We start from the raw sequence: 21,931 nt of genomic DNA on the forward strand, positions 1-21,931 counted from the left end.
GCTAGCCCAGGAGCGCGTTGTAGGCGAGGCCGAAGATCGGCACGTAGAGAAGCGCGACGAGAACGGTGTGGGTGGCCACGAACGCCACCCCTTCCAATGCCTTGCCGCGGGCGGCGAAGTGATCGCGGAGCTTGCGGATGAGGACCGCGGGGTGACGGACGTCCCAGCTGTTCAACCGCAGATAGCGCCCGAGGTACACGCCGATGGAGCCGAGCAGTATCGCGGCCGCAGCGAAGATCCAGCTCCACCCGGGCGGCCCCGACCCGGCTGCGGGATCAGCGATGACGACCACGAGGCCGAACTGGATGAGCGCAAGGCTGAGGACCGCGTTGGCGAGGCCGGACCCGGTGAGCGTGAGGGTGTGCACGATGTCGTACCAGAGCGGAACGGGGGTGTGCTCGCGGCGGTGACTGAAGTTGAGCTCGGTGATGAGGTAGATCGAGTTCGGGAAGAACACCAACCACGCCAGCGTGGCGACGCCGAGGTAGACCCAGACCGCGGCGGCCGGCAGCGCAGCCGATACGGATCCGAGGCTGAGCGCGGCGGGCGCCACGAGGAGGAAACCGATGAGCCCGATGAACGCCAGCGCCACGGGCGCCAGCGACAACCCGATGTTGACGAGCATCGGCCGGTACAGGGGGACGCCGTACACCTTCGCGCGGAGCACGATCAGCAGCGCCGCGTAGACATTGAGCAGGACCACGCACGCAAGCGCGATGAGAATGGCGCTCATTACTCCCGGTCCCTCTCGCTGCTCGTGGCGACGGATGCGCCATCCTCACATGCGAAAACCCCCGATTCATCGGGGGTTTTCATGGCGGTGACGGTGGGATTTGAACCCACGGTAGGGGGTTACCCTACACAACTTTTCGAGAGTTGCACCTTCGGCCGCTCGGACACGTCACCGCCGACCAGCTTACGTCACGCCGGGCCGAGCCGCCAATCCGCCCGATTCCGCATCTCGCACGCATCTCCGTGTCTCATAAATGCACGCAGAAGTCGCCGCCAACGTGAACAAACGAGACACGCATGCGGTGGTCGGTCGAAGATCACCGCCCGAACGCCCCGGGAGCAGCAACCCCACCTCTACGTGTCTCACTTATGCACGCTCATGGGGTCCCTCACCTGCACAAGTGAGACACGGATGCCGGGGCCCCGGGCGCCACCGGCCGCGCGACCCGGGCCACGGGCGCCACGCGCCACGGGCGCCACGGGCCACGGGCGCCACGAGCCACACGACCCGGGCCGGGCGCCACGGACCACGCGCGCCACGAGCACGCGACCCGGGCGGCTCAGCGGGCGAGGGCAGCGACTCCCGCGATCAGCTCGACCGCACGGGCCGGCTCGTCGATTCCGGCGGCGAACACGTACGTCGCGGCGAAGCCCGCATCCGACAGCGCATCGACGCGGGTCGCGACCTCGTCCGGCGTCGATGTCGGGTTGATCGCGATCATCGCGGTCTTCTCGATCTCGTCGTAGTCGCGGCCGACGGTGTCGCAGTGCGCGCGCAGCACGTCGAGCTTGTGGGTCGGCACCTCCGCCATCGCCGACAGGTTGCAGGCATCGGCGTACTGCGCGACGAGCTTGAGGGTCTTCTTCTCTCCCCCGCCGCCGATCATCAGATACGGCTTGGTGACGTTCTGCGGCGAGTTCAGCGTGCGCTCGAGCTGCCAGATCGCGCCCTCGTAGGGCTCTTCGGAGTCCGACCACATCTGCAGACAGATCTGGATCGTCTCCTCGAGCTCACGGAAACGCTGCGCGACGGGCGGGAACGCGAAGCCGAGTCCCTTGCACTCCTCCTCGTTCCACGCGGCGCCGATGCCGAGCCCGACCCGGCCGCCGGAGAGCACGTTCAGCGTGGTGATCTGCTTGGCGAGCAGCGACGGATGCCGGTAGATCACACCCGTGACGAGGGTGTGCAGCAGCGCCTTCTCGGTGTGAGCGGCGATGAAGCCGAGGGTGGCGTACGCCTCGAGCATCTCGTGCTCGACCGGTCCGATGCCCGGCAGCTGCCAGAAGTGATCCATGACGGTGATGCGCTGGATGCCGGCAGCCTCAGCATTGCGCACGTGCGCGGCGAGCGCGGGACCGAGCTGAGCGGGCCCGCTCTTCCAGGTGAAGTCCGCGATGTGGATACCGAATTCCATGGGCCCGTCCCGTCCGGACGGATGCCGCATCCGCCCTCCGTCGATCAGGGTACGACCGCGGCAGCACCCGGTGGGCGGATGCGGGTGAACTCATCGGAACACGATCGCAACGCGTCACAGCCGCCACCTCGACGCGCCGGGTATTCTCCGGGCGAACATAACCGCGCGCGGCACCTCCGGCGCCTGCCAGACTGGGGACATGTCTGCCATCGAGAACTCGAAGCTCACCGTCGTCGGCGCTGGCAGCGTCGGCTCCAGCGTCGCTTACGCCGCCCTCATCCGCGGCTCCGCACGCCATGTCGCCCTCTACGACATCGCGACGGAGAAGGCCGAGGCCGAGGTGCTCGATCTCGCTCACGGCACGCAGTTCACCGGCACGAGCGACATCATCGGCGGCAGTGACCTCTCGGTCGTCGAGGGCTCGCACGTCGTCGTCATCACCGCCGGCGCCAAACAGCGTCCGGGTCAGACGCGCATCGAGCTCGCCGGCACGAACGCCAACATCATCAAGTCGATGATGCCGCAGCTGCTCGAGGTCGCGCCCAACGCGATCTACGTCATCGTGACGAACCCGTGCGACGTGCTCACCGTGCTCGCGCAGGAGGCCACCGGCCTGCCGGTCGAGCGGATCTTCGCCTCCGGCACGGTGCTCGACACGTCGCGCCTGCGGTGGAAGCTCGCGCAGCGCGCCGGCGTCTCGCCGTCGAGCGTGCACGCCTACATCATCGGCGAGCACGGCGACACCGAGTTCCCGCTGTGGTCGAGCGCCTCCATCGGCACCGTCCCGATCCTCGACTGGCAGACTCCGACGCACGACCGCGTGACGGTCGACGAGCTCGACGAGATCGCGGTCGACGTGCGCGACGCCGCCTACAAGGTGATCCAGGGCAAGGGCGCGACCAACTACGCCATCGGCCTGTCGAGCGCTCGCATCGTGGAGGCGATCCTGCAGGACGAGCACGCGGTCATGCCGGTGTCGACCGTGCTCCACGGCTACCACGGCATCGACGGCGTCGCCCTCTCCGTGCCCTCGATCGTGAGCGCATCCGGCGCCGTCCCGATCCCCGAGACCGCGTTCAGCCCGAACGACTGGGCCTGCTCCGCCGCTCGGCCGACGCGCTGCGCGAGGTCGCAGCGTCGCTGCGCTGATCGCATGATCGAGCTGGCGAACGCCACCTGGACCGAGGTCGCGGACTTCCTCGCCGCGGGGCCGCGCGTCGCGGTGCTCCCCTTCGGCGCGCTCGAGCAGCACGGTCCGCACCTGCCACTGTCGACAGACACGCTGCAGGCGGATGCGGTCGCCCGCCGCCTCGCCGACGCGCTGGATGCGGCGCTCCTGCCGTCCGTGGCCTACGGCAACACGTGGAGCAACGACGCACTGCCGGGCACCGTCTCGATCGGCGCCGACACGGTGACGTCGCTCTGCACAGACATCGCCGCATCCCTCGATCGCGCCGGCTACGCGCTGCTCGTGGTGGTCAACGGCGACTTCGGCAACCGCCTGCCGCTGCAGCGGGCGGCCGAGCGTGCCGCCGCGACCGGACAGCGGATGCCGGTGGTCGTGCTCGACTACCCCGGACTGGTCGAGATCGGGGACGCCGTGAAGGAATCGCCCTGGGCGGCGCCGGGCCTCTGCCACGCCGATGAGCTCGAGACGTCGATGGTGCTGGCTGTCGCCCCTGCCCTCGTACATCCCGACCGGTACTCCGCCGCCTACCCGCAGCTGCCCGCGGACTTCGGCCTGCGGCAGATGCCCCTCGCGCCGCTCTCGGAGTCCGGGGTGTTCGGCGACCCGCGCCCCGCGACCGCGGAGAAGGGCGAGCGGATCCTCGCGCACGTCGCCGCGGAGAGCGAGCGCATCGTCCGTCAGGTGCTCGCCGCCCTCGACCCCGCCTGAGGTATCCGCGGCCCGGGCTTCCCTCGGGCCCGGCCCTCGGCCACTCCGGGCGTCCGTCGGCGCGACAGCGGGCTCCGCACGTCCGTCGGGCGCGACAGCGGGCTCCGTGCGTCCGTCGGGCGCGACAGCAGGCTCCGCACGTCCGTCGGGCGCGATAGCGGGCTCCGCACGTCCGTCGGCGCGACAGCGGGCTCCGCACGTCCGTCGGGCGCGACAGCGGGCTCCGTGTCTCAGTTGTGCACGCCGAGGGCCCCTTGAGCGTGCACGTGTGAGACACGCACCGCCTCACACACCCGCACCCCGCATCCGCGTCTCACTTGTGCACGTTCCCAAGCCCGTGAGCGTGCACGTTTGAGACACGCAATATGGCCGCGCCCACACCCCGCATCCGCGTCTCACTTGTGCACGTTCCCAAGCCCGTGAGCGTGCACGTTTGAGACACGCAATGTGGCCGCGCCCACACCCCGCATCCGTGTCTCACTTGTGCACGCCAGGCGGCCCCACCGCGTGCACGTTTGAGACACGCACCGCGCGAGCGCGGGCAAGTCATATCCGTGTCTCAGTTGTGCACGCTCTCGGGCGCTTTAGCGTGCACAACTAAGACACGCGTCTCCCCCGCGCAACGAGCCCGACATCCGTGTCTCAGTTATGCACGACGCGGGCCCCCTCGACGTGAATAGGTGAGACACGCAGGGCAGCACGCCCACGAGCATGCACACGCACCCCACACCCCGCACCGCGCAAGCACCACGCAATGCGCGCAAACATCGCACCGGCCCCTTCGCCCCCGCGCACCACGGCACACGCACCCCACACCCCGCACCGCACAAGCCCCACGCAAGCACCGCACCGCACCGCACCGGCACCTCCTCCCGCACGCCCCACAAAATGCGCGCAACGCGGAACACGCACCCCGCACCCGCACCCGCACCCCGGCGGGGGGTCAGTCGGCGGCGGTACCCGGGATCGCGCCGATCAGCTCGCGCGTGTAGGGGTCGGCCGGGGCGTCGAAGATGCGCTCGGCCGTCGCCTGCTCCAGGATGCGGCCGCCGCGCATCACGGCGACGCGGTCAGAGATCTGACGGATCACTCCGAGGTCGTGCGAGATGAACAGGTAGGTCAGGCCGTGCTCGGCCTGCAGGTCGACGAGCAGCTGCAGCACCTGCTCCTGCACCGAGACGTCGAGAGCGGAGACCGGCTCGTCGAGCACGATGAGCTCCGGACGCAGCGCAATGGCGCGGGCGATCGCGACGCGCTGACGCTGGCCGCCGGAGAAGCTGGGCGGGACGCCGGGTGAGCAGGTCGGTCGACAGACGCACCTGCCCGAGCAGGTCGCGCACGATCGAGCTGCGCTCGGCACGAGGCACACCGAACGCCTGCAACGGCTCCGCGATCAGTTTCGCCACGCTCATACGCGGATCGAGCGAGCCGAACGGATTCTGGTACACGACCTGGATGCGCCGACGCAGCTCCCGCAGCGCCGACCCCCGCAGGTCGGTGATGTCCTCGCCGTCGAAACGGATCTCGCCTTCGTCGCTCGGGATGATCCTGGCGACCATGCGCGCCGTCGTGCTCTTTCCCGAGCCCGACTCGCCCACGAGCGAGAAGGTCGTCCCGCGGGCGACAGAGAAGTCCACCGCCTCGACGGCGCGGATGCCGCGGGCACCGCCGTAGGTCTTGCCGAGGCCCGAGACTTGCAGTAGCGGCGCGCCCGCGTCGGGGACGACGCGGTCCACCACGCTCGCCGACGGGACGAGTCGTCGCGCGTTGAGGCCGGGCGCTGCGGCGACCAGACGCTGCGTGTACGGATGCGAGGGGTCGGCCAGCACGAGCTCCGCCGGACCACTTTCGACGATCTCGCCCTTCTCCACCACGACGATGCGATCGGCGCGGTCGGCGGCGACCGCCAGATCGTGGGTCACCAGCAGCACGGCGGTGCCGTGCGCCGCGGCGAGGGCCTGCATCCGATCGAGCACGTGACGCTGCACGGTCGCATCCAGCGCGCTGGTCGGCTCGTCCGCGATCACGAGGGCGGGCTCGCACGCCCACGCGATGCCGATGAGGATGCGCTGGCGGAGGCCGCCCGAAAGCTCGTGCGGGTACTGTCCCGCTCGCAGCTCGGCCTCGGGAACGCCCACCTCGGTGATGATCTCGACGGCGCGACGGGCCGCATCCGCCCGCGACAGGCCGCGGTGGCGGCGCAGCGTCTCGGCGATCTGCTCACCCACGCGCATCAGGGGGTTCAGGCTGTGGGAGGGGTCCTGCGGCACGAAGCCGATCCGTCCGCCCCGGATGCGGCGCAGCGCCGATGCCGAAGCGGTGGTGATCTCGGTCCCGTCGAAGACGATCGACCCGCCGCGCACGTGCGCCTCGGCGGGCAGGAGCTTCACGAGCGCGTGGGCGATCGTGCTCTTGCCGGACCCCGACTCGCCGACGACCGCGACGATCTCGCCCGGGTTCACCTCGAGGTCGATGCCGCGCAGGGCGCTGTGGGCACGACGACCTGTGCCGTAGTCGACGCGCAGATCCGTGACGCGCAGCAGAGGAGCGGTCATCGGTCACCTCCGATGAAGCGGGCGACGCGGTTGACGGAGAGGACGACCGCGAGGATGACGGCGCCGGGCATCAGGCTCAGCCAGGGCGCGATGGCGACGAAGTCGCGCCCTGCCGACACGAGCGCGCCCCATTCGGGCGCCGGCGGCTGGGCGCCGAATCCGAGGAAGCTCAGCGCCGACACCGACAGGATGGCGAGGGCGAGCTCGAGCGATGCCATCGCGATGATGGGCCGCGCCGCGTTCGGCATGACGTGACGCACCAAGATCGCGGGGCCGCGGGCGCCGAGAGTGCGCGCGGCCTCGACGTACTCCTCGCTGCGCACGCGCAGCACCTGCGAGCGCATCACGCGGGCGAAAGATCCCGCCGTGCCGAGTCCGACGCCGAGGGCGATCGAGAGCGGGCCGAAGCCGAGCGAGGCGACGACGATCAATGCGAGCAGGATGCCGGGGATCGCGATGAGCACGTCGACGAAGCGCATGACCACGAAGTCGAGCGGCCCGCCGACGTAGCCGCAGACGAGACCGACGATCGAGCCGATCAGCACACCCGCGACGACGGCGAGCACAGCCGAGGACAGCGAGAGCTGCGCGCCGTAGATCACCCGCGAGAACACGTCGCGCGCGAGATGGTCGGTGCCGAACAGGTGCTCCGCGCTCGGCGGCTCGAGCCGGGCGGTGCCCACCGAGTCGTACGGATCGTACGGGGCGAGCAGCTGCGGGGCGACGACCGCGACGAGGGTCAGCAGCAGCAGGAGGAGGGAGAGCAGAAGGCCGGGTCTGCGAAGGATGCTCATCGCGCACCCGCCTTTCGTCCGACGAGGCGCGTTCGGGTACGCGGGTCGATCACGCCGTAGAGGCCGTCGACGATGAGGGTCACGATGGCGTACACGGTCGCGACGACGACCACCACACCCAGCACCACGTTCACGTCGCGGGCGAGCACGGCGTCGACGGTGAGCCGGCCGATGCCGTCGCGGGAGAAGACGGTCTCAACCACGGCGGTGCCGCCGGCGAGGTAGCCGATCTGCAGGCCGATGATCGTGATGGAGGGCAACAGGGCGTTGCGCAGCACGTGCCGCACCACGACCGTGCGCTGCGCGAGGCCCTTCGCGTTCGCCGTGAAGACGAAGGGGCTGGCGCCCGCGTCGAACACGGCGGCCGAGAAGACCTGGAAGAAGATGGCTCCGGTCGGCAGTGCCAGGGTGATGCCCGGCAGGACGACGCTCACGAAGCCGTTCGTCCCGGATGCGGGGAACCACCCGAGGCCGAACGAGAACACGCTGATGAGCACGAGGCCCGACAGGAACGCCGGGATCGCGATGCCCAGCGGCGGGATCTGGGTGACGAACGCCCGCATCCACGCGGGCCGGGCGACGTAGGCCCAGACGGTGAAGGCGAGGGCCGCGACGAAGCCCACCACGAGGGCGAACACGGCCACCGCGGCGGTGTTCGGGAAGGCCCGGCCGATCATCTCCACGACGGGCTGCCCCGTCGCGATCGAGATGCCGAGGTCGCCGCGGAAGAGGGCGAGGAAGTTGACGATGTACTGCTGCCAGACCGGCCCGTCCAGCCCGTAGCGCTCGCGGAGCGCCGCGAGCTGGGCGGGGTCGGTCGTGGTGGCGTCGCCGCCGCGCAGCGAGAGCGCGGCGAGGACGGGGTCCCCGGGCAGCGCGTGGATCAGCAGGAAGGCGACGGTGTAGGTCGCCCAGATCACGAAGAGGCACTGCACGATCTTCGGGATCAGGAAGCGGGCGATCGCCTGTGCCCGCCCTCCCGCTGGGGCCACGCGCTGCTCGGGGATGGTCATCAGTTCGAGACCACCGCGGCGTCGTAGAGGTGCAGACGTGCGGCCGAGTCGAAGGTGATGCCCTCGACGCCGGCGCGAGAGCCGTGCAGCTGCACGGTCTCCAGCGTCGGGATCACGTAAGCGCGCTCGGCGACGATCTGCTGGATCTCGTCGACGAGCTTCTGACGGGCGTCGACGTCGGCGGTCTGCGCCTGCTTCTGCAGGAGACCCTCGAGCTCTGCGTCATCGACGATGCCCCAGCGGGCGGGCGATGCGGTCGACAGCAGAGTGCGCAGCGCGTCGGGGTCCGTACGGGTCAGACCCGCGCCGAGGGCGTCGTAGTCACCCGAGGCGATGGCACCGAAGAAGTCACCCGAGGAGACCATCTTCAGCTGCATGTCGATGCCGATCTCCTTGAGCTGGATCTGCGCCGCCTCCAGCACGTCCTGCGCGTAGAACGCCGTGACCGTGAAGGTGAGCGGCTGGCCGTCCTTCGCGTAGATGCCGTCGGAGCCGAGCGTCCACCCGTCGTCCTCGAGCAGCTTCTTGGCCGCATCCGCGTCGTACGCGAGGGTGTCGCCGAGATCGATGTATCCGGGGGTCGAGGAGGTCAGCACGCTCGTGGGCGCCTTGCCGCTCATCGAACCCGCGAGCACGTTGATCTTGTCGCGATCGAGGCCCTTGGTGACCGCCTGGCGCACGGCCTCGTCGGCGAGCACACCGCGCGAGGTGTTGACGACGAGCGAGTTGGGAACGCCCGGGTTCGCCTTGGCGTAGAGGTGGTACTTGTCACCGGCGAAGCGCGCCTCGTCCACATAGGGAACGTCCTGGATGACGTCGTACTCGCCGGACTCGAGACCGCCGGTGCGCACCGAGGGCTCGGTGATGATCGGGAAGGTGACCGAGTCGAGGTACGCCTCGCCCTCGTGGCCGCGCAGCGTCGACGCCCAGTCGTAGCCGTCGCGCTTGACGATCTTCACGGCGTCGTTGGGCACGTACGAGTCGAGCACGAACGGACCGGTGCCGACGACGGCCTGGCAGCGCGCCTCCGCGGTCTCGGCGACCGTGGCGGGCGAGAGGATGCCGAGCGACATCGTGGTGGCGCCCTGCTGGAACTGCACGTTGGGAGCCGAGAAGTTCACCGTGAACTCGGTGTCGCTCTTCACATCGGTGCCCGCGTATCCGGCGAGGTAGCCGTTGGCGAGGGATGCGGAGGCTCCGAGCGCCTTGATCGCGTCGAAGTTCGCGGCGACCGCCTCGGAGGTCAGCGGGGTGCCGTCGCTGAAGGTGACGCCGTCGCGCAGCGTGAAGGTGTACGACGTGAGGTCGTCCGCGACCGACCAGTCGCTCGCCAGCCACGGCACGATCTCACCGGTGTCGGGGTTCTGGTCGAGCAGCGAGTCGGTCAGCTGACGGCCGACGATGAGCGAGGTGGTCACCGACGACTGCTGCGGGTCGAGGCAGGTCGGGTCCTCCTTGAGCGCGAAGACGATGTCCTGCGGCAGGTCGGCGGCGGGGGTCGCGGAGTCGGCGGCGGGTGCCGAAGCGGCGCAGCCGGCGAGGGTCGCGACGGCGAGCCCTGCGAGAAGCGGGAGAGCGACGCGTCGGGCGCCGCCGGATCGAATGAGGGTCACGGGATCTCCTTGATGCGGGGAAGGGGTCGGGTGGTGCATGGGGGGAGGTCAGAGGGGAAGCGCGCCTGCGACGAGCTCGCCGCGGGCGACGACGGCTACGAGGTTCTCGGGGCGCAGGGTCTCGATGTCCTGCCACGGCTTGCCGCGCACCACGAGGAAGTCGGCGCCGAGGCCCGCCTTGAGGCGTCCCGTCGTGCCGGTCAGACGCACCGCATCCGCGGCATCCGAGGTGCCCGCGACGAGCGCGCGCTCGGAGCTCCACGAGAACGCGGTCTTCATGAGGCGGAGCTCCTCGAGCTGGTCGCCGAAGCGCACCATGACGCCGTTCGCGTCGGTGCCGAGCACGAAGCGCACGCCGGCCGCGGCCGCACCCGTGAAGTTGGCGTCGCGCTCGATCACCACGGCGCGCGCCTTCTCGGCCGCCTCGTCGCTCACCGGGATGCGGCGATCGGCGATCGCATCGTTGATGAGCAGAGTGGGAGCGACCGGCACGTTGCGCTCGATCAGGGTCTCCCAGTGGCGCTCCTCGATGCCGGTGCCGTGCTCGAGCGAGTCGACCTCGAACCGCAGGGCGATGTCGACGCCCTCCGCACTGTGCGTGTGGGCGGCCACGAGCATGCCGAGCGCGTGCGCCTCATCGACGGTCGCGGCGATCTCCGCATCCGTCTGGTTGCGCCAGCCGACCTTGTCGCCCATCGAGAGCACGCCACCGCTCGTGTAGATCTTGATGCCGTCCGCACCGGCGCGCGCCCACTGGCGTACGAGCTTGCGGCACTCGTCGGGCGAGTCGGCCACCGGCGGGCGGTGCGGGTAGTGGGGCGGTGTGAAGAGGTCGCCGTGACCGGCGGTCATTCCGACGGGGCCGTGCACGAGCAGGCGGGGACCGGGGATGAGGCCGGCCTCCAGCGCACGGGCGAGGGCGTACTGCACCTCGCTGCCGGAGAGGTCTCGCAGGGTCGTGACACCCGCGGCGGCGGCTCGTCGGGCGTGCGCGGCGACGTGGAGGGAACGCTCGGCCGCCGGCGTGATGAGAGGCCACGTGAGCCAGTCGGCACCGGGGGTCGCGGATGCGTCGAGGTGCACGTGCGTGTCGATCAGGCCGGGGATGAGGCTGTACTCGGGCGCGCCCTCTGCGCTTTCCACGGCCGTGATGCGTCCGTCCTGCCAGGACAGACGTGCCGCACCGCGGTCTCGTTCGCCGTCCCAGAGGTGGAGGACGGGGGTGGTGACAGGCGTGGACACAGCGATCTCCCGGGGGCGAGGAGGGCAAGAGGGGACGGGGTGGGCAACGCTGACCGATCGTCACGATACCCAGGAACATGGCCGACAAATCGACAAGTGTTGACATTCGGCGGAATATTTACCGAAGCGAAACACGAGCAACACGCAAGAAATCGCCGTTGGAGATGATCTGAACAATCGATCCCGCGTCGTGGGAACGCTCACTTATCGACAAGCAGCCCGACAGGAGCTTCCATGCAGACCGCCGAGATACAGGCCGGACGCCGCGTCGTCGTGGTACTCGAGCCCGGAGACGAGATCCTCACCTCACTCGCCGACGCCTGCCGTCGGCACGGCATCGCTCAGGCGGCGATCTCGACCTTCAGCGGCGCGTTCCGCACCGTGCGCCTCATCGCGGCCGAAACACCGGCCGCGGATCCCGAAGCGCCCATGCCGACCGCCGTCGACGTGCCCTACACCGAGGGACTCGGCTCGGGCACGATCACGACCGCATCCGACGGCGCCCTCGTCGTCCACGTGCACGTGGCGGTCGGGGTGAAGGACGACGCCGCCCGCGCCTACGCCGGACACCTGCTCTCGGGCGAGACACACTACGTCGTCGAGGTGGTGCTGGACGAGATCCTCTCCCCCACCCTCGAGCGGCACCCGCATCCGGAATCCGCGGGACTTCCGATCCTGCAGATTCCGGCCGCGACTGCGCCATGATGTTCTCAGCCGTGCTCGCGACCCGGAAGGTCCCGCTGTGACGTATCTGCCGCTGCCTCGCCCGCTCGGCGATCGCGCCCACCTTCGCGTCCTGCACGGTCTGCTGCGCTTCGTGCGCGAGGCCGCCGCCAGCCGCACTCCCCTGCCCGGTGAGCTGGAGCTGACCGCGCGCCTCGAGTGCACACGCCAGCAGCTGCGCAACGCGATGGCAAGCCTCGAAGCACAGGGCATCGTCCGTCGGCGACAGGGTTCGGTGACCACCGTGGATCCGATCGCGCTGCGGTTGAGCGTGCGGCTGGAGGAGCAGTTCGAGCACACCGACCTGTTGGACCGCCTGGGCTACCAGTCGGAGGTCGAGACGCTCTCGAGCGGCACGAGGACCCTCGGGCCCGATGTGGGCGCGCTCATGGAGCTGGCGGCCGAGATGCCCGCACTCGCGGTGCGCAAGCGCTGGCGGGCCGACGGGGCGGTGGCGATGATCGCCGACGATCTTCTGCCGCTCGACGGCGCGGAGCGCAGCTTCGACCCCGACGAGTCCGTCTTCACCGCCGCAGCGAAGGTCTGGGGCGAACCCGTGATCTGGGAGGTGTCGACGCCGGGCGTGACGACCCTCCACGGCGAACTCGCCGCGCTGTTCGAGCGGGCGGAGGGCTCGCCGGTGATGACCTCCGAGATCGTGGGGATCGGCGCGAGCGGGCGCCGGCTCATGCATAGCTTCGAGTACCACGCGCCCGACATCGTGTCGTACTCGCTCGTGCGCACCGTCCGCCCGCCCTGGGGCGGCGCCTGAGCCCGGCATCCGCATCCGCATCGGCATCGGTACCCGCACCCGCATCCGCTCGTTCCGGCCGCGGTCACCGTACGGGCGCTTCCCGAGACCGTTCGCCTGTCACAGATCGCGCCTTCCGCGTCGATTTGTGACAGGCGAACGAGGAAGCTGCGTGCTCGCCTGTCACAGGCGACGCTTCGGGGCTCGATCTGTGACAGGGGAAGCAGCCGGGGTAACCCCAGCGGGCGCGAGCCCAGGCGGGCGGGACACGGCGGGAGGCGGCGGGAGGGCGAGCGCGCCCACCGCCGCGGGGGTCAGATCCAGAAGCCGACGTGCGCCTTCGCGGCCTCGTCCTCGAGCAGCGGGCCGACGACCTCGATCTCGCGCTGACCGCGGGCGAACACCTCGCGGCAGGGCAGTGAGAACGTCGGGTTCTCGGGGTGGTCGCCCGTGAGCTCGAGTAGGCGGTGCTCGCTGAGCGCGTAGACCACACGGTCGATGCCGCACCAGTACGCGGCGCCGGAACACATCGCACACGGCTCGGCGCTCGTGAACAGGGTCGAGCCCTTCATCCCGTCCGCGCCCAGAACCCGGAACGCCGCGGCGACCGCCTGCAGCTCGGCGTGCTGAGTGGGATCGCCCTCCGGCGGCAGCGAGTTGTTGCCGCACGAGGAGACGACCTCACCCGCGGCGCTCACGACGATCGAGCCGAACGGATGCGTGCCGTGCGCGACCGCGTCTTCGGCGACCCGGATGCTCTGGCGCAGATGGGCGAGGTCGGCCTCTGTCAGTGGATGCGTCACGAATCTCTCCTTGTGAACAAGTGCTACGAACCGACTTTCACCGTAGCGGCCGAATCCGCCAAAATCCGGGGTGAGCATTACGCGGGTGTTACAAGTCGCGAACGAGATGCGCTCCACTTGTCGACAAGTTGCGCGAAGCGGATAGCGTGCCGCTGTACCTGCCACCCGCATCCGAAAGGGACCCATGTCGCAGAACCACGTCGCGCGCATCGACGAGACGGTGATCCGCGCGCTGCCCAAGGCCGAGGTGCACGTGCACCTCGAGGGCACGTTCTCGCTGCTCGACATGCTGACGCTGGCGAAGGAGAACGACGTCGCCCTGCCCGGGCCCGCCGCGACGCTCTTCGACATCTCCACGCACGACGCCTTCGCCGCCCCCGAGGTCACCACCGGCGGCGGTGCAGGAGCGGGCTCAGCCGGACTCAGCGGCTTCCTCCGGTTCCTGGACTGGCAGTGCGGGCTGGTACGCACCCCGTCGCAGGCGGCCCGTGTGGCGTACGCGTTCGCCGTACGTCAGAGCGCGTCGGGCATCCGCTACAGCGACGTCATCGTCAACCCGACGCACTGGAACGCGTGGCGCGGCCGCGAGCTCGACCTGCTCGACGCGTTCGGTGCCGGTTTCGACGAGGCGGAGCAGGACGGCCTCTGCCAGGTCGGCGTCGCATACTCCCTGCTGCGCGACCAATCCGCCGCCGAGGCCGAGCGCCTGGTCGGCGAGCTCGTGGCCGCACGTCCGCGGCGCGTGGTCGCCCTGTCGGTGGACGGCGACGAGAAGGTCACCGGCCGCACGGGCGAGAAGTTCCAGGGCGCGTTCGCGCTGGCCGCATCCGCGGGTCTGCACCGCACCGTGCACGCCGGCGAGTCGAGCGGGCCCGAGGGCGTGTGGGATGCGGTCGAGCTGCTGCAGGCGGAGCGCATCGACCACGGTGTGCGCTCGATCGAGGATTCCGCCCTCATCGACCGGCTCATCGCCGACGGCATCAGCCTCGGCGTGTGCCCGCGCTCGAACCTCACGCTCGGCATCTATCCCGACTGGGACTCCCACCCCCTCCCGCGCCTGCTCGCCGCCGGTGTCTCGGTCACGCTGAACACGGACGACCCCGCGCCGCTCGGCACGACCCTCGAGGCGGACTGGGCGGTGGCCGCCGAGCAGTTCGGGTTCGGCTACGGCGATCTGGTCGGCTTCGCCGCACGCTCCATCGACGCGTCGTTCGCCGACGTCGACACGAAGAGCCGGCTGCACGCCGAGCTCGCCGCCGTGAGCGAGGTCGCCCCGGTATGAGCGGTCGCCGTCGCCTGTTGCTCCTGGCCGCCGCGTGCGGCGCAGGAGCGGTCGTCGTGGCGACGGCACTGACGGGCGCCACCCTGGTCCGCTCCGATGACACCGTCGAGCTCGCACCCCTCGTCGCCGGGTGGAACGCGCACTGGCAGGTCACCGGAACGAAGTCCGAGCCGCTGTACACCGAACGCATCGACGTGCGTCGCGACGACGACGCGTTCAAGGCGCGCATCGAGGTCATCGGTCAGGGCGACGCCGCCCTCGGAACGCAGGTCAGCGCCGTCTCGGTTGATGCGGCCGGCACGATCGCCTGGACCGAGGGCTGCACCAAAAGCGCGGCGGACTGCGCCGACGACCCGCAGCTGCGCGGCTTCCTCGCGACAGCCGCGCTCGTCTCCCTGGACCGCCAGGGCCGTCTGCCCGCCACCGGGACGGCCCGCACACTGCACGGCACCCGGGTCGTCTGTGTGGCGGATGCCGCGCTGCACCCGGATGCGGCCGCCGCCGACGTCCGGCTCGACCCGTGCTTCGACCGGGCCACCGGAGCCGTGCTCGCGCACTGGTCGCCCGACAGCGCGGCCTTCGTGGGAGCCACCCTCGCTCCCGGCTTCACCGTCTCGACCCCCTGACCCGCACCACCCGAACCCGCCACACCCACCCGAAAGGACACCGCAATGCGTCTTCGCCCCCTCCTCGCCGCGGCCGTCGCCGCGACGGCCGCGCTCGCACTCGCCGGTTGCTCCGGTACCGCCGACGCCACATCGTCCTCCGCCGCATCCGATCACGTGATCCGCGTCGGTGCCCTCACCCCCGGCAACGCGAACGACGGCGCCTTCAACCAGGCGCTGGCCGACGCCCTCGCCAAGCTCCAGGACGAAGGCCTCATCACGTACGAGCTGCGCGAGCAGATGGCCGATCCTGCCACCAGCGAACCGGTCGTGGCCGACTTCGCCAGCCAGGGCTTCGACCTGGTCATCGGGCACGGCATCGAGCTCGGCGACGCGATCTTCTCCGTCGCCAAGGACTTCCCCGACACCCACTTCACCGCCTCGGGCGGCGCCGACATCCTCGACAAGTACACCGACAACGTCGAGACCTGGACCTACAGCACACCCGAGGTCGGATACCTCTCCGGTTACATCGCGGGTCTCACCCAGGCATCGCCGATCGGACGCGTGGAAAGCCTGGAGCTGGACTTCGTGAAGGCGACGGACTCCTTCTTCCAGCAGGGAGCCCTCGCGGCCAACCCGTCGGCCGAGCTGCTCCCGGTCGTCTACGCCGGAAGCTTCGACGACGCCGAGGCCGCCGCATCCGCGACCACGGGTCTCATCGGCCAGGGCGCGAAGCTCGTCTACACGACCGGCGACGGCATCGCCGCCGGTGTCGGCGCCGCGGCGTCCAAGGCGGGCGTCCTCTCGGTGGGCGTCTCCCCCGCCGCCGGTGCCGAGGCGCTCAAGACCAACGTGTCCACGGTCGATCTCGACATGTACCCGATCGTCAAGGCCTGGGTCGAAGAGGTCGCCGACGAGAAGTTCGGCGGCAAGGGCGTCACCTCGACCCTCGAGAACGGCGGCCTGACCTACCAGGAGATCAACAGCGTCGACGGCGCCGTGCCGGCCGACGTCGCCTCGAAGGTCGACGAGCTGATCGCGGGTCTCAAAGACGGAAGTGTCACCATCTCCTGATGACCACCCCCACCCCCGGGACCGACCGGGCGCTCGTCGCCCGGTCGGTCTCCAAGAGCTTCGGCGCCGTCCACGCCCTGGACGCCGTCGATTTCGCCGTGCGCGCCGGAACCGTGCACGCGCTCGTCGGCGAGAACGGCGCCGGCAAGTCGACGCTCGCCAAGATCCTCGCCGGCATCGAGTCGGCGGATGCCGGCACGATGACGCTCGACGAGACCTCCTACGCCCCCCGCGACCGCGCCGCCGGCAAGGCGCGCGGAGTGAACATGGTCCCGCAGCAGCTGAGCCTGGTGGGCGAGTTGAGTCTCGTGGAGAACCTCCTGCTCGTCGGCTCGAGGCGCATCACCCGTCGTGGCGCCGCGCGGGCGGTCCTCGCCGACACCCTCGAGCGCGCCGGTGTGAGCGTCGAGCTCGACGTTCCGACCGCCAGACTGAGCCAGGCGCACCGCCAGCTCGGCGAGATCGTCGTCGCCCTCGCCGAGGGCGCGACGACCCTCATCCTGGACGAGCCCACCGCCAGCCTCGGCCCCCGCGAAGTCGGGGGCCTGTTCGAGCATCTGCGCACGCTCTGCGGCCTGGGTACCGCGATCGTTCTCATCACGCATCGCCTCGAGGAGGTGCGTGCGGTCGCCGACGAGGTGACTGTCCTGTCGCACGGACGCCGCGTGCACCACGGCCCCGCGCGCGGTCTCTCCGCCGCCGAGGTCGCGAGGCTCATGGTCGGCGACCTCGAAGAGCCCGCCCCGCGCGCGCACCGGGTCCCGGGCGAGACGGTGCTGGCGGTGCACGGCGTCCACGCCTCGTCCGAGACGGATGCGGCGCTGGCGGATGTGTCACTCGAGCTCCGCGCAGGAGAGATCGTCGGCATCGCGGGCGTCGCCGGCAGCGGACAGAACACGCTCATCGACGTGCTCGCAGGGCTGCGGGCACCGACATCCGGATCCCTCGTGTTCGCGGGTCGCACGGCGCCCTCCGCCGTCGAGCTGCTGCGCGGGGGCGTGGCGTGGATCCCCGAGGAGCGCAGCGACGCGCTCGTTCCCGCACTCTCGCTCGGCGACACGCTGGGGCTCTACGAGGCAGCGCGCGGAGCCGGCACCGACCGCCGCGCCCGCGGCACGGCCCGGGCCTCGGCCGGCGAGCGCCTCACCGCGTTCGATGTGCGCCCCGCCGTCGCGACGCTCGCCGCCGGCGGCCTGTCCGGCGGCAACCAGCAGAAGCTTCTGGCCGCGCGCGAGCTCGGTCATATCTGGCCCGGGGGCGCACCGCGCGTCGTCCTCGCCTACGGCCCGACCCAGGGGCTGGACCTGCGGGCGGCTCAGGCCATCCGCGACCGGCTCGTCCAGGCCGCCGAGGCGGGGGCGGCCGTCGCCGTCGCCTCGCACGATCTCGACGAGATCCGCGGTCTCGCCGACCGCATCGTCGTCGTCTTCGACGGACGCATCGTCGCAGACTTGCCCGCGGAGGCGGCGACGACCGCGCGCATCGGCGCGGCCATGGCAGGACTCGACCCCGTGGAGGAACCCTCATGACCGACTTCACCGATCTGCTGCCGACGACCGAGGAGCTCGTGCACCTGCGCGCCGTCGCGGCGGGGCACGCGGCGCCCGACCTGATCGTGCGCGGCGGACTCGTGCAGTCTCCCGGAACCGAGGAGTGGCTCGAGAGTGACGTGCTCATCGCGGGACGGCACATCGCGACGCTGACGCCCTGGAACCACGTCCCGACGGTGGGCACGGAGATCGACGCGCGCGGATGCCACGTCGTGCCGGGCTTCATCGACACCCACCTGCACGTCGAGTACACGAACCTCACGCCGGGCGAGCTCGCCCGTCTCTCGGTCGCCCGCGGCACGACCACCGTGCTCACCGACCCGAACGGCGCGGCGAACGTCTGGGGAGCGCGCGGGATGGATCTGGCGTTGTCCACGACGACGCCGCTGCACGTGTTCCAGCAGGTCTCACCGACCACCCCGACCTCGTTCGCGCTGGAGCGCGGCGGCGCGGTCATCGAAGAGGAGGTCGTCCGCGCGCGCCTGCACGACGACAACACCGCGACTCTCGGCGAATCCAACCCGTTCGACTACGGCGAGCTCTCCACCGGCCGGTTCCGCGAGGCGCTCGTGGCAGGTCGCCGACTCACCGGTCACACGGCGGCGCAGACCCACGAGTCGCTCTGGGGCTACCTGGCGGCCGGCATCAGCGACGACCACAACGCTTCGACCGTCGACGAGGTGCTGGAGCGCACGCGCCTCGGCGCGATGATCACGGTCATGGGATCGTCGCTGGCCGACAACACGGTTCCCCTCTTCGCCGACCTCGACGCGATCGAGCCGGCGCTGCGCCACCTGAGCTTCTGTGCCGACGACAAGCACGCGCTCGACCTGCACACGCAGGGCCACATCGACCACCATGTGCGCCAGGCGATCCGTTTCGGCATCGATCCGCAGCTCGCGTACCGCATGGCAACCACGCAGCCCGCGCACTACTACCGACTCGACCAGGTGCTGGGTCTGCTCGCCCCTTCCCGTCTCGCGGACCTGCAGGTCATCCGGAATCTCGCCGACGTGCGGCCGGAGGTCGTCGTCGTCGCCGGAGGTGTCGTCGCCGAGGACGGCGTGGCCCTCTTCGAGAACACCGACGTGCTGCCCGACTGGGCGCGCGACACCGTGCACCTGCCGGAGCAGCTCCCGGCGGATCTGCTCACCGTCGCGGCCCCCGAGGGCGCCTCGCGTGTGCGGGTGCGCGCGATGGAGATGTACAACGGCTACTTCAAGCGGGCGTTCACCGCATCCCTTCCGGTCGTGGACGGCCAGGTCGTGTCGGACCCCTCGCAGGACGTGCTGAAGATCGCGGTCGTCGACCGCCACCACGGCGAGGCGCTCGCGGGCCACGGGTTCGTGAAGGGCTTCGGCCTCGGCCGCGGCGCGATCGCGATCACGATGAACTGCCCGAACATGAACATCGCGGTCGTGGGCGCCGACGACGACGACATGCGTCTCGCTGTCGCCGAACTCGGGCGCATGGGCGGCGGGTTCGTGACGGTCGCCGACGGCGAAGTCCTCGCCCGCGTCGCACTGCCCGTGGGCGGCATGATGAGCGACGCTCCGTTCGAGGAGACCGCCGCCGCCCTCGCGGCCGGGCATGCGGCGACTCACGAGCTGGGCTGCACGATCGCCTCGCCGTACATCATCCTTTCGTTCGTGGGGCTGTACGTGGTCCCCGACCTCGGCCTGACCGAACTCGGCCTGATCGACGCGGCGACGCAGCAGTTCGTCGACGTGCTCGTCCCGGGCCCCGTCGACGCCTGCGGCCACGACCCCGAGGAGCACGCGTGATCCGTTCCTCCCGGATGCGGTCCGTCGCCCTCACCGGCGGCGTGGTCGCCGCGGTCGTGCTGGTGGCGATCGCACTCATCCTCTTCGCCGGCGCCGACCCGCTCACGGGGCTGCGCGGGCTGGTGGAGGGCGTATCCAGCTCGCCGTACCGCGTGGGCGAGCTGCTCGTGGGAGCGGCTCCCGTGGCGATCGTCGCGCTGACGCTGATCCCCGCGCTCCGGGCGGGCGTGTTCTCGGTCGGCGCCGAGGGCCAGGTCACGATGGGCGCGATCTTCGCGACCGCCGCCATCCTGTGGGTGCGCGATGTGACGGCGGATGCAGCCCCCGCCATCCTCTACGCGCTGGTCGGGTTCGTCGCCGGCGCCGTCGGCGGGGCGGCCTTCGCTCTGGTGCCCGCCTGGCTCGCGGTGCGCTGGCGGGTCAACGTGATCCTCTCGACCCTGCTCCTGAACTACGTCGCCACGGGCTTCCTCGGTTGGACGCTGCGCACGTGGCTCGCCAGCGGCGAGGCGACGGCGACACCGCAGAGCGAGCGCCTGCCCGAGGCGGCGGCCCTTCCCGCCCTCATCCCCGGCACCCGCGCGCACGTCGGCATCCTGCTCGTCGTGGTGGCCGTGGTGCTCTTCGAGTGGTGGCGCCGCTCACGGCAGGCCACCCGGGTCGCCGTCTTCGCGGAACGTCCCGCGCTCGCGCTGCGCCTGGGCGCGACCAGGCAGCGCACCCTCTACGGCACCATGCTCGTCTCCGGCGCGGGCGCCGGCGTCGTCGGATGGCTGCAGATCGCGGGCGTCAACGAGCGACTGCTGGGCTCGGTCTCGGGCGGCGTCGGGTTCTCGGGTCTCGCCGTGGCCCTGCTCGGCGGCCTGCTTCCCGCCGGCATCGCCGTCGCGGCCGTCTTCTTCTCCGCCCTCACGGTCGGCGCGGTCGGGATGCAGTCGGCGACCGGGACAATCCCGTCATCCATCGCGGAGGTCATCAAGGGCGTGCTGCTGCTGGGCGTCGCGGTGATCGCCGCGTCGCGGCCGGGGCTGGTCGCTCCCGCGCATCCGGGATCGGCTCCGGCGCCCGACGACGGCGCGTTCTCCGCCGAGGAGATCACGGATGCGGCGGCCGCATCCGGTGAACCGGTCGTCGAGGCCGAGATCGCCGCAGAGGAGGGAACCCGATGACCATCGCACTCTGGGCGTCGATCCTCGCCGGCGCCATCGCGCTGGCCACCCCCCTCGTGATCGCGGGGATCGGCGAGGGCTTCGTCGAACGCGCGGGACGACTCAACCTCGGCATCGAGGGCATGATGATCCTCGGCGCCTTCACCGCCATCTATGTCGGCAGCTCGTTCGGCCCCTGGCTCGGTCTCGTCGCCGGCGCCGTCGTCGGCATCGCGCTGGCGCTTCTCATGAACCTGCTGGTCTACACGCTCAAGGCGAACGAGATCGTCGTCGGCCTCGCGATCACCATGCTGGGCCTCGGGCTCTCGACCTACCTGTTCCAGCTCTGGATCCCCGCCGGCCGGACGAACGTGAGCGTTCCGACGATCGCCCCGATCGACCTCGGTCCGCTCACCGACATCCCGCTCATCGGACCTGCCCTGTTCGGACAGAGCCCGCTCGTGTATGCGACGCTCGTGCTGCTGGCCGCCGCCTGGCTGGTCATGCGCTTCACCCGCTTCGGCCTGCAGGTGCGCGCCACGGGCTCGGATCCCGCATCCGCGGCCCTGCGCGGCGTGCGCCCCCGCAGCGTCGGAGCACGGGCGCTGCTCATCGGCGGTGCGACGGCCGGCCTCGCCGGCGCCGTGATCGCCGTCGGGGCGATCGGCTCGTTCACACCCAACATGACGGCGGGCCGTGGCTACATCGTGCTCGCGATCGTGATCATGGGCCGGATGAACCCGATCGGCATCGCGCTGGGCGCCCTGCTGTTCGGCTTCCTGCAGAGCTTCTCGTTGCTCTCGCAGTCGACCAGCATCCAGCTTCCCAGCGAGCTCTACACGGCGCTGCCGTACCTTGTGACCCTCGTCGTGCTCGTTCTCACCTCCCGTGCCCAGCTGCGCCGCCAGCTGTCCCGCCTCCGTCTGTCCTGACCCGAAAGGACCCGT

Annotated in this window: 17 protein-coding genes, 1 tRNA gene and 4 pseudogenes; 11 read left to right on the plus strand and 11 right to left on the minus strand. The window is 70.6% G+C overall.

Annotation, left to right across the window (positions count from 1 at the left end; translation table 11 throughout):
- Position 1: 1 nt before the first annotated feature.
- From AC1VNH_RS09250 to AC1VNH_RS09260, 3 genes are all read right to left on the minus strand, one after another.
- Positions 2–733 (minus strand): DUF1361 domain-containing protein, encoded by a 732-nt coding sequence (locus AC1VNH_RS09250; RefSeq protein WP_483111019.1) that lies wholly within the window; start codon positions 731–733, stop codon positions 2–4.
- Positions 734–815: 82 nt separating this feature from the next.
- Positions 816–906 (minus strand) — tRNA-Ser (locus tag AC1VNH_RS09255).
- 386 nt (positions 907–1,292) lie between these two features.
- A complete protein-coding gene (locus tag AC1VNH_RS09260) occupies positions 1,293–2,147 on the minus strand; it encodes an LLM class F420-dependent oxidoreductase (protein ID WP_483111020.1) in 855 nt (284 codons plus the stop codon).
- 199 nt (positions 2,148–2,346) lie between these two features.
- Between AC1VNH_RS09260 and AC1VNH_RS09265 the strand changes: the two are divergent.
- Both AC1VNH_RS09265 and AC1VNH_RS09270 read left to right on the plus strand, forming a co-directional pair.
- A pseudogene (locus AC1VNH_RS09265) lies at positions 2,347–3,296 on the plus strand (L-lactate dehydrogenase).
- A gap of 31 nt (positions 3,297–3,327) precedes the next feature.
- Positions 3,328–4,044: pseudogene (locus AC1VNH_RS09270) on the plus strand (creatininase family protein); the annotation flags it as partial.
- 943 nt (positions 4,045–4,987) lie between these two features.
- Here the strand turns inward: AC1VNH_RS09270 and AC1VNH_RS09275 are convergent.
- The 7 genes and pseudogenes from AC1VNH_RS09275 to AC1VNH_RS09305 form a co-directional block, all read right to left on the minus strand.
- Complete coding sequence (locus tag AC1VNH_RS09275) at positions 4,988–5,134, minus strand: hypothetical protein (protein WP_483112746.1); 147 nt, start codon at positions 5,132–5,134, stop codon at positions 4,988–4,990.
- Positions 5,135–5,278: 144 nt separating this feature from the next.
- Positions 5,279–5,413, minus strand: a pseudogene (locus tag AC1VNH_RS09280) (hypothetical protein); the annotation flags it as partial.
- Positions 5,406–6,599 (minus strand): annotated as a pseudogene (locus tag AC1VNH_RS09285) (ATP-binding cassette domain-containing protein); the annotation flags it as partial. The pseudogenes AC1VNH_RS09280 and AC1VNH_RS09285, both read right to left, overlap by 8 nt.
- Positions 6,596–7,393 carry an ABC transporter permease gene (locus AC1VNH_RS09290; protein WP_243231011.1) on the minus strand — a complete coding sequence of 266 codons (798 nt, stop codon included), beginning with the start codon at positions 7,391–7,393 and terminating at the stop codon, positions 6,596–6,598. The pseudogene AC1VNH_RS09285 and the gene AC1VNH_RS09290, both read right to left, overlap by 4 nt.
- On the minus strand, positions 7,390–8,406 hold the full coding sequence (locus tag AC1VNH_RS09295) for an ABC transporter permease (protein WP_243231009.1): 1,017 nt from the start codon (positions 8,404–8,406) through the stop codon (positions 7,390–7,392). The genes AC1VNH_RS09290 and AC1VNH_RS09295 overlap by 4 nt, the downstream gene beginning before the upstream one ends.
- Positions 8,406–10,019 carry an ABC transporter substrate-binding protein gene (locus AC1VNH_RS09300; RefSeq protein ID WP_483111023.1) on the minus strand — a complete coding sequence of 538 codons (1,614 nt, stop codon included), beginning with the start codon at positions 10,017–10,019 and terminating at the stop codon, positions 8,406–8,408. The genes AC1VNH_RS09295 and AC1VNH_RS09300 overlap by 1 nt, the downstream gene beginning before the upstream one ends.
- 48 nt (positions 10,020–10,067) lie before the next feature.
- On the minus strand, positions 10,068–11,261 hold the full coding sequence (locus AC1VNH_RS09305; protein ID WP_483111025.1) for a metal-dependent hydrolase family protein: 1,194 nt from the start codon (positions 11,259–11,261) through the stop codon (positions 10,068–10,070).
- Positions 11,262–11,495: 234 nt separating this feature from the next.
- On the opposite strand from AC1VNH_RS09305, the gene AC1VNH_RS09310 reads away from it, so the two are divergent.
- Together AC1VNH_RS09310 and AC1VNH_RS09315 are read left to right on the plus strand one after the other, a co-directional pair.
- Positions 11,496–11,966: a PPC domain-containing DNA-binding protein gene (locus tag AC1VNH_RS09310; protein WP_483111027.1), complete on the plus strand. Its 471-nt coding sequence runs from the start codon at positions 11,496–11,498 to the stop codon at positions 11,964–11,966.
- 37 nt (positions 11,967–12,003) lie between these two features.
- On the plus strand, positions 12,004–12,756 hold the full coding sequence (locus tag AC1VNH_RS09315; protein WP_483111029.1) for a GntR family transcriptional regulator: 753 nt from the start codon (positions 12,004–12,006) through the stop codon (positions 12,754–12,756).
- Positions 12,757–13,049: 293 nt separating this feature from the next.
- Here AC1VNH_RS09315 and AC1VNH_RS09320 read toward each other — a convergent pair whose 3' ends face one another.
- A complete protein-coding gene (locus tag AC1VNH_RS09320) occupies positions 13,050–13,538 on the minus strand; it encodes a nucleoside deaminase (RefSeq protein WP_483111031.1) in 489 nt (162 codons plus the stop codon).
- A gap of 184 nt (positions 13,539–13,722) precedes the next feature.
- Here AC1VNH_RS09320 and add point away from each other — a divergent pair, with 184 nt between their 5' ends.
- From add to AC1VNH_RS09355, 7 genes are read left to right on the plus strand one after another with little or no spacing between them, the layout of a single operon-like run.
- Positions 13,723–14,820, plus strand: coding sequence for an adenosine deaminase (gene add / locus AC1VNH_RS09325; protein ID WP_483111032.1), 1,098 nt, complete (start codon positions 13,723–13,725; stop codon positions 14,818–14,820).
- On the plus strand, positions 14,817–15,446 hold the full coding sequence (locus AC1VNH_RS09330; protein ID WP_483111033.1) for a hypothetical protein: 630 nt from the start codon (positions 14,817–14,819) through the stop codon (positions 15,444–15,446). The genes add and AC1VNH_RS09330 overlap by 4 nt, the downstream gene beginning before the upstream one ends.
- Before the next feature lie 45 nt (positions 15,447–15,491).
- Positions 15,492–16,502, plus strand: a complete 1,011-nt coding sequence (locus AC1VNH_RS09335) for a BMP family lipoprotein (RefSeq protein ID WP_243231000.1) — start codon at positions 15,492–15,494, stop codon at positions 16,500–16,502.
- On the plus strand, positions 16,502–18,031 hold the full coding sequence (locus AC1VNH_RS09340) for an ABC transporter ATP-binding protein (protein WP_483111034.1): 1,530 nt from the start codon (positions 16,502–16,504) through the stop codon (positions 18,029–18,031). The genes AC1VNH_RS09335 and AC1VNH_RS09340 overlap by 1 nt, the downstream gene beginning before the upstream one ends.
- Entirely contained in the window at positions 18,028–19,836 is a 1,809-nt protein-coding gene (locus AC1VNH_RS09345; RefSeq protein WP_483111036.1) for an adenine deaminase C-terminal domain-containing protein, read from the plus strand. The genes AC1VNH_RS09340 and AC1VNH_RS09345 overlap by 4 nt, the downstream gene beginning before the upstream one ends.
- Positions 19,833–21,005, plus strand: a complete 1,173-nt coding sequence (locus AC1VNH_RS09350) for an ABC transporter permease (protein ID WP_483111038.1) — start codon at positions 19,833–19,835, stop codon at positions 21,003–21,005. Before AC1VNH_RS09345 ends, AC1VNH_RS09350 begins: the two co-directional genes overlap by 4 nt.
- A complete protein-coding gene (locus AC1VNH_RS09355) occupies positions 21,002–21,916 on the plus strand; it encodes an ABC transporter permease (RefSeq protein ID WP_483111040.1) in 915 nt (304 codons plus the stop codon). Before AC1VNH_RS09350 ends, AC1VNH_RS09355 begins: the two co-directional genes overlap by 4 nt.
- Positions 21,917–21,931 lie beyond the last annotated feature (15 nt).

The organism is Microbacterium sp. KU4F (genome assembly GCF_056868075.1).

Coding starts and splice junctions, on each gene's coding strand:
- AC1VNH_RS09355 (WP_483111040.1), top strand. CDS start 21,002: ATGACCATCGCACTCTGGGCGTCGATCCTCGCCGGCGCCATCGCGCTG.
- AC1VNH_RS09295 (WP_243231009.1), bottom strand. CDS start 8,406: ATGACCATCCCCGAGCAGCGCGTGGCCCCAGCGGGAGGGCGGGCACAG.
- AC1VNH_RS09330 (WP_483111033.1), top strand. CDS start 14,817: ATGAGCGGTCGCCGTCGCCTGTTGCTCCTGGCCGCCGCGTGCGGCGCA.
- AC1VNH_RS09345 (WP_483111036.1), top strand. CDS start 18,028: ATGACCGACTTCACCGATCTGCTGCCGACGACCGAGGAGCTCGTGCAC.
- AC1VNH_RS09250 (WP_483111019.1), bottom strand. CDS start 733: ATGAGCGCCATTCTCATCGCGCTTGCGTGCGTGGTCCTGCTCAATGTC.
- add (WP_483111032.1), top strand. CDS start 13,723: ATGTCGCAGAACCACGTCGCGCGCATCGACGAGACGGTGATCCGCGCG.
- AC1VNH_RS09310 (WP_483111027.1), top strand. CDS start 11,496: ATGCAGACCGCCGAGATACAGGCCGGACGCCGCGTCGTCGTGGTACTC.
- AC1VNH_RS09340 (WP_483111034.1), top strand. CDS start 16,502: ATGACCACCCCCACCCCCGGGACCGACCGGGCGCTCGTCGCCCGGTCG.
- AC1VNH_RS09260 (WP_483111020.1), bottom strand. CDS start 2,147: ATGGAATTCGGTATCCACATCGCGGACTTCACCTGGAAGAGCGGGCCC.
- AC1VNH_RS09335 (WP_243231000.1), top strand. CDS start 15,492: ATGCGTCTTCGCCCCCTCCTCGCCGCGGCCGTCGCCGCGACGGCCGCG.
- AC1VNH_RS09290 (WP_243231011.1), bottom strand. CDS start 7,393: ATGAGCATCCTTCGCAGACCCGGCCTTCTGCTCTCCCTCCTCCTGCTG.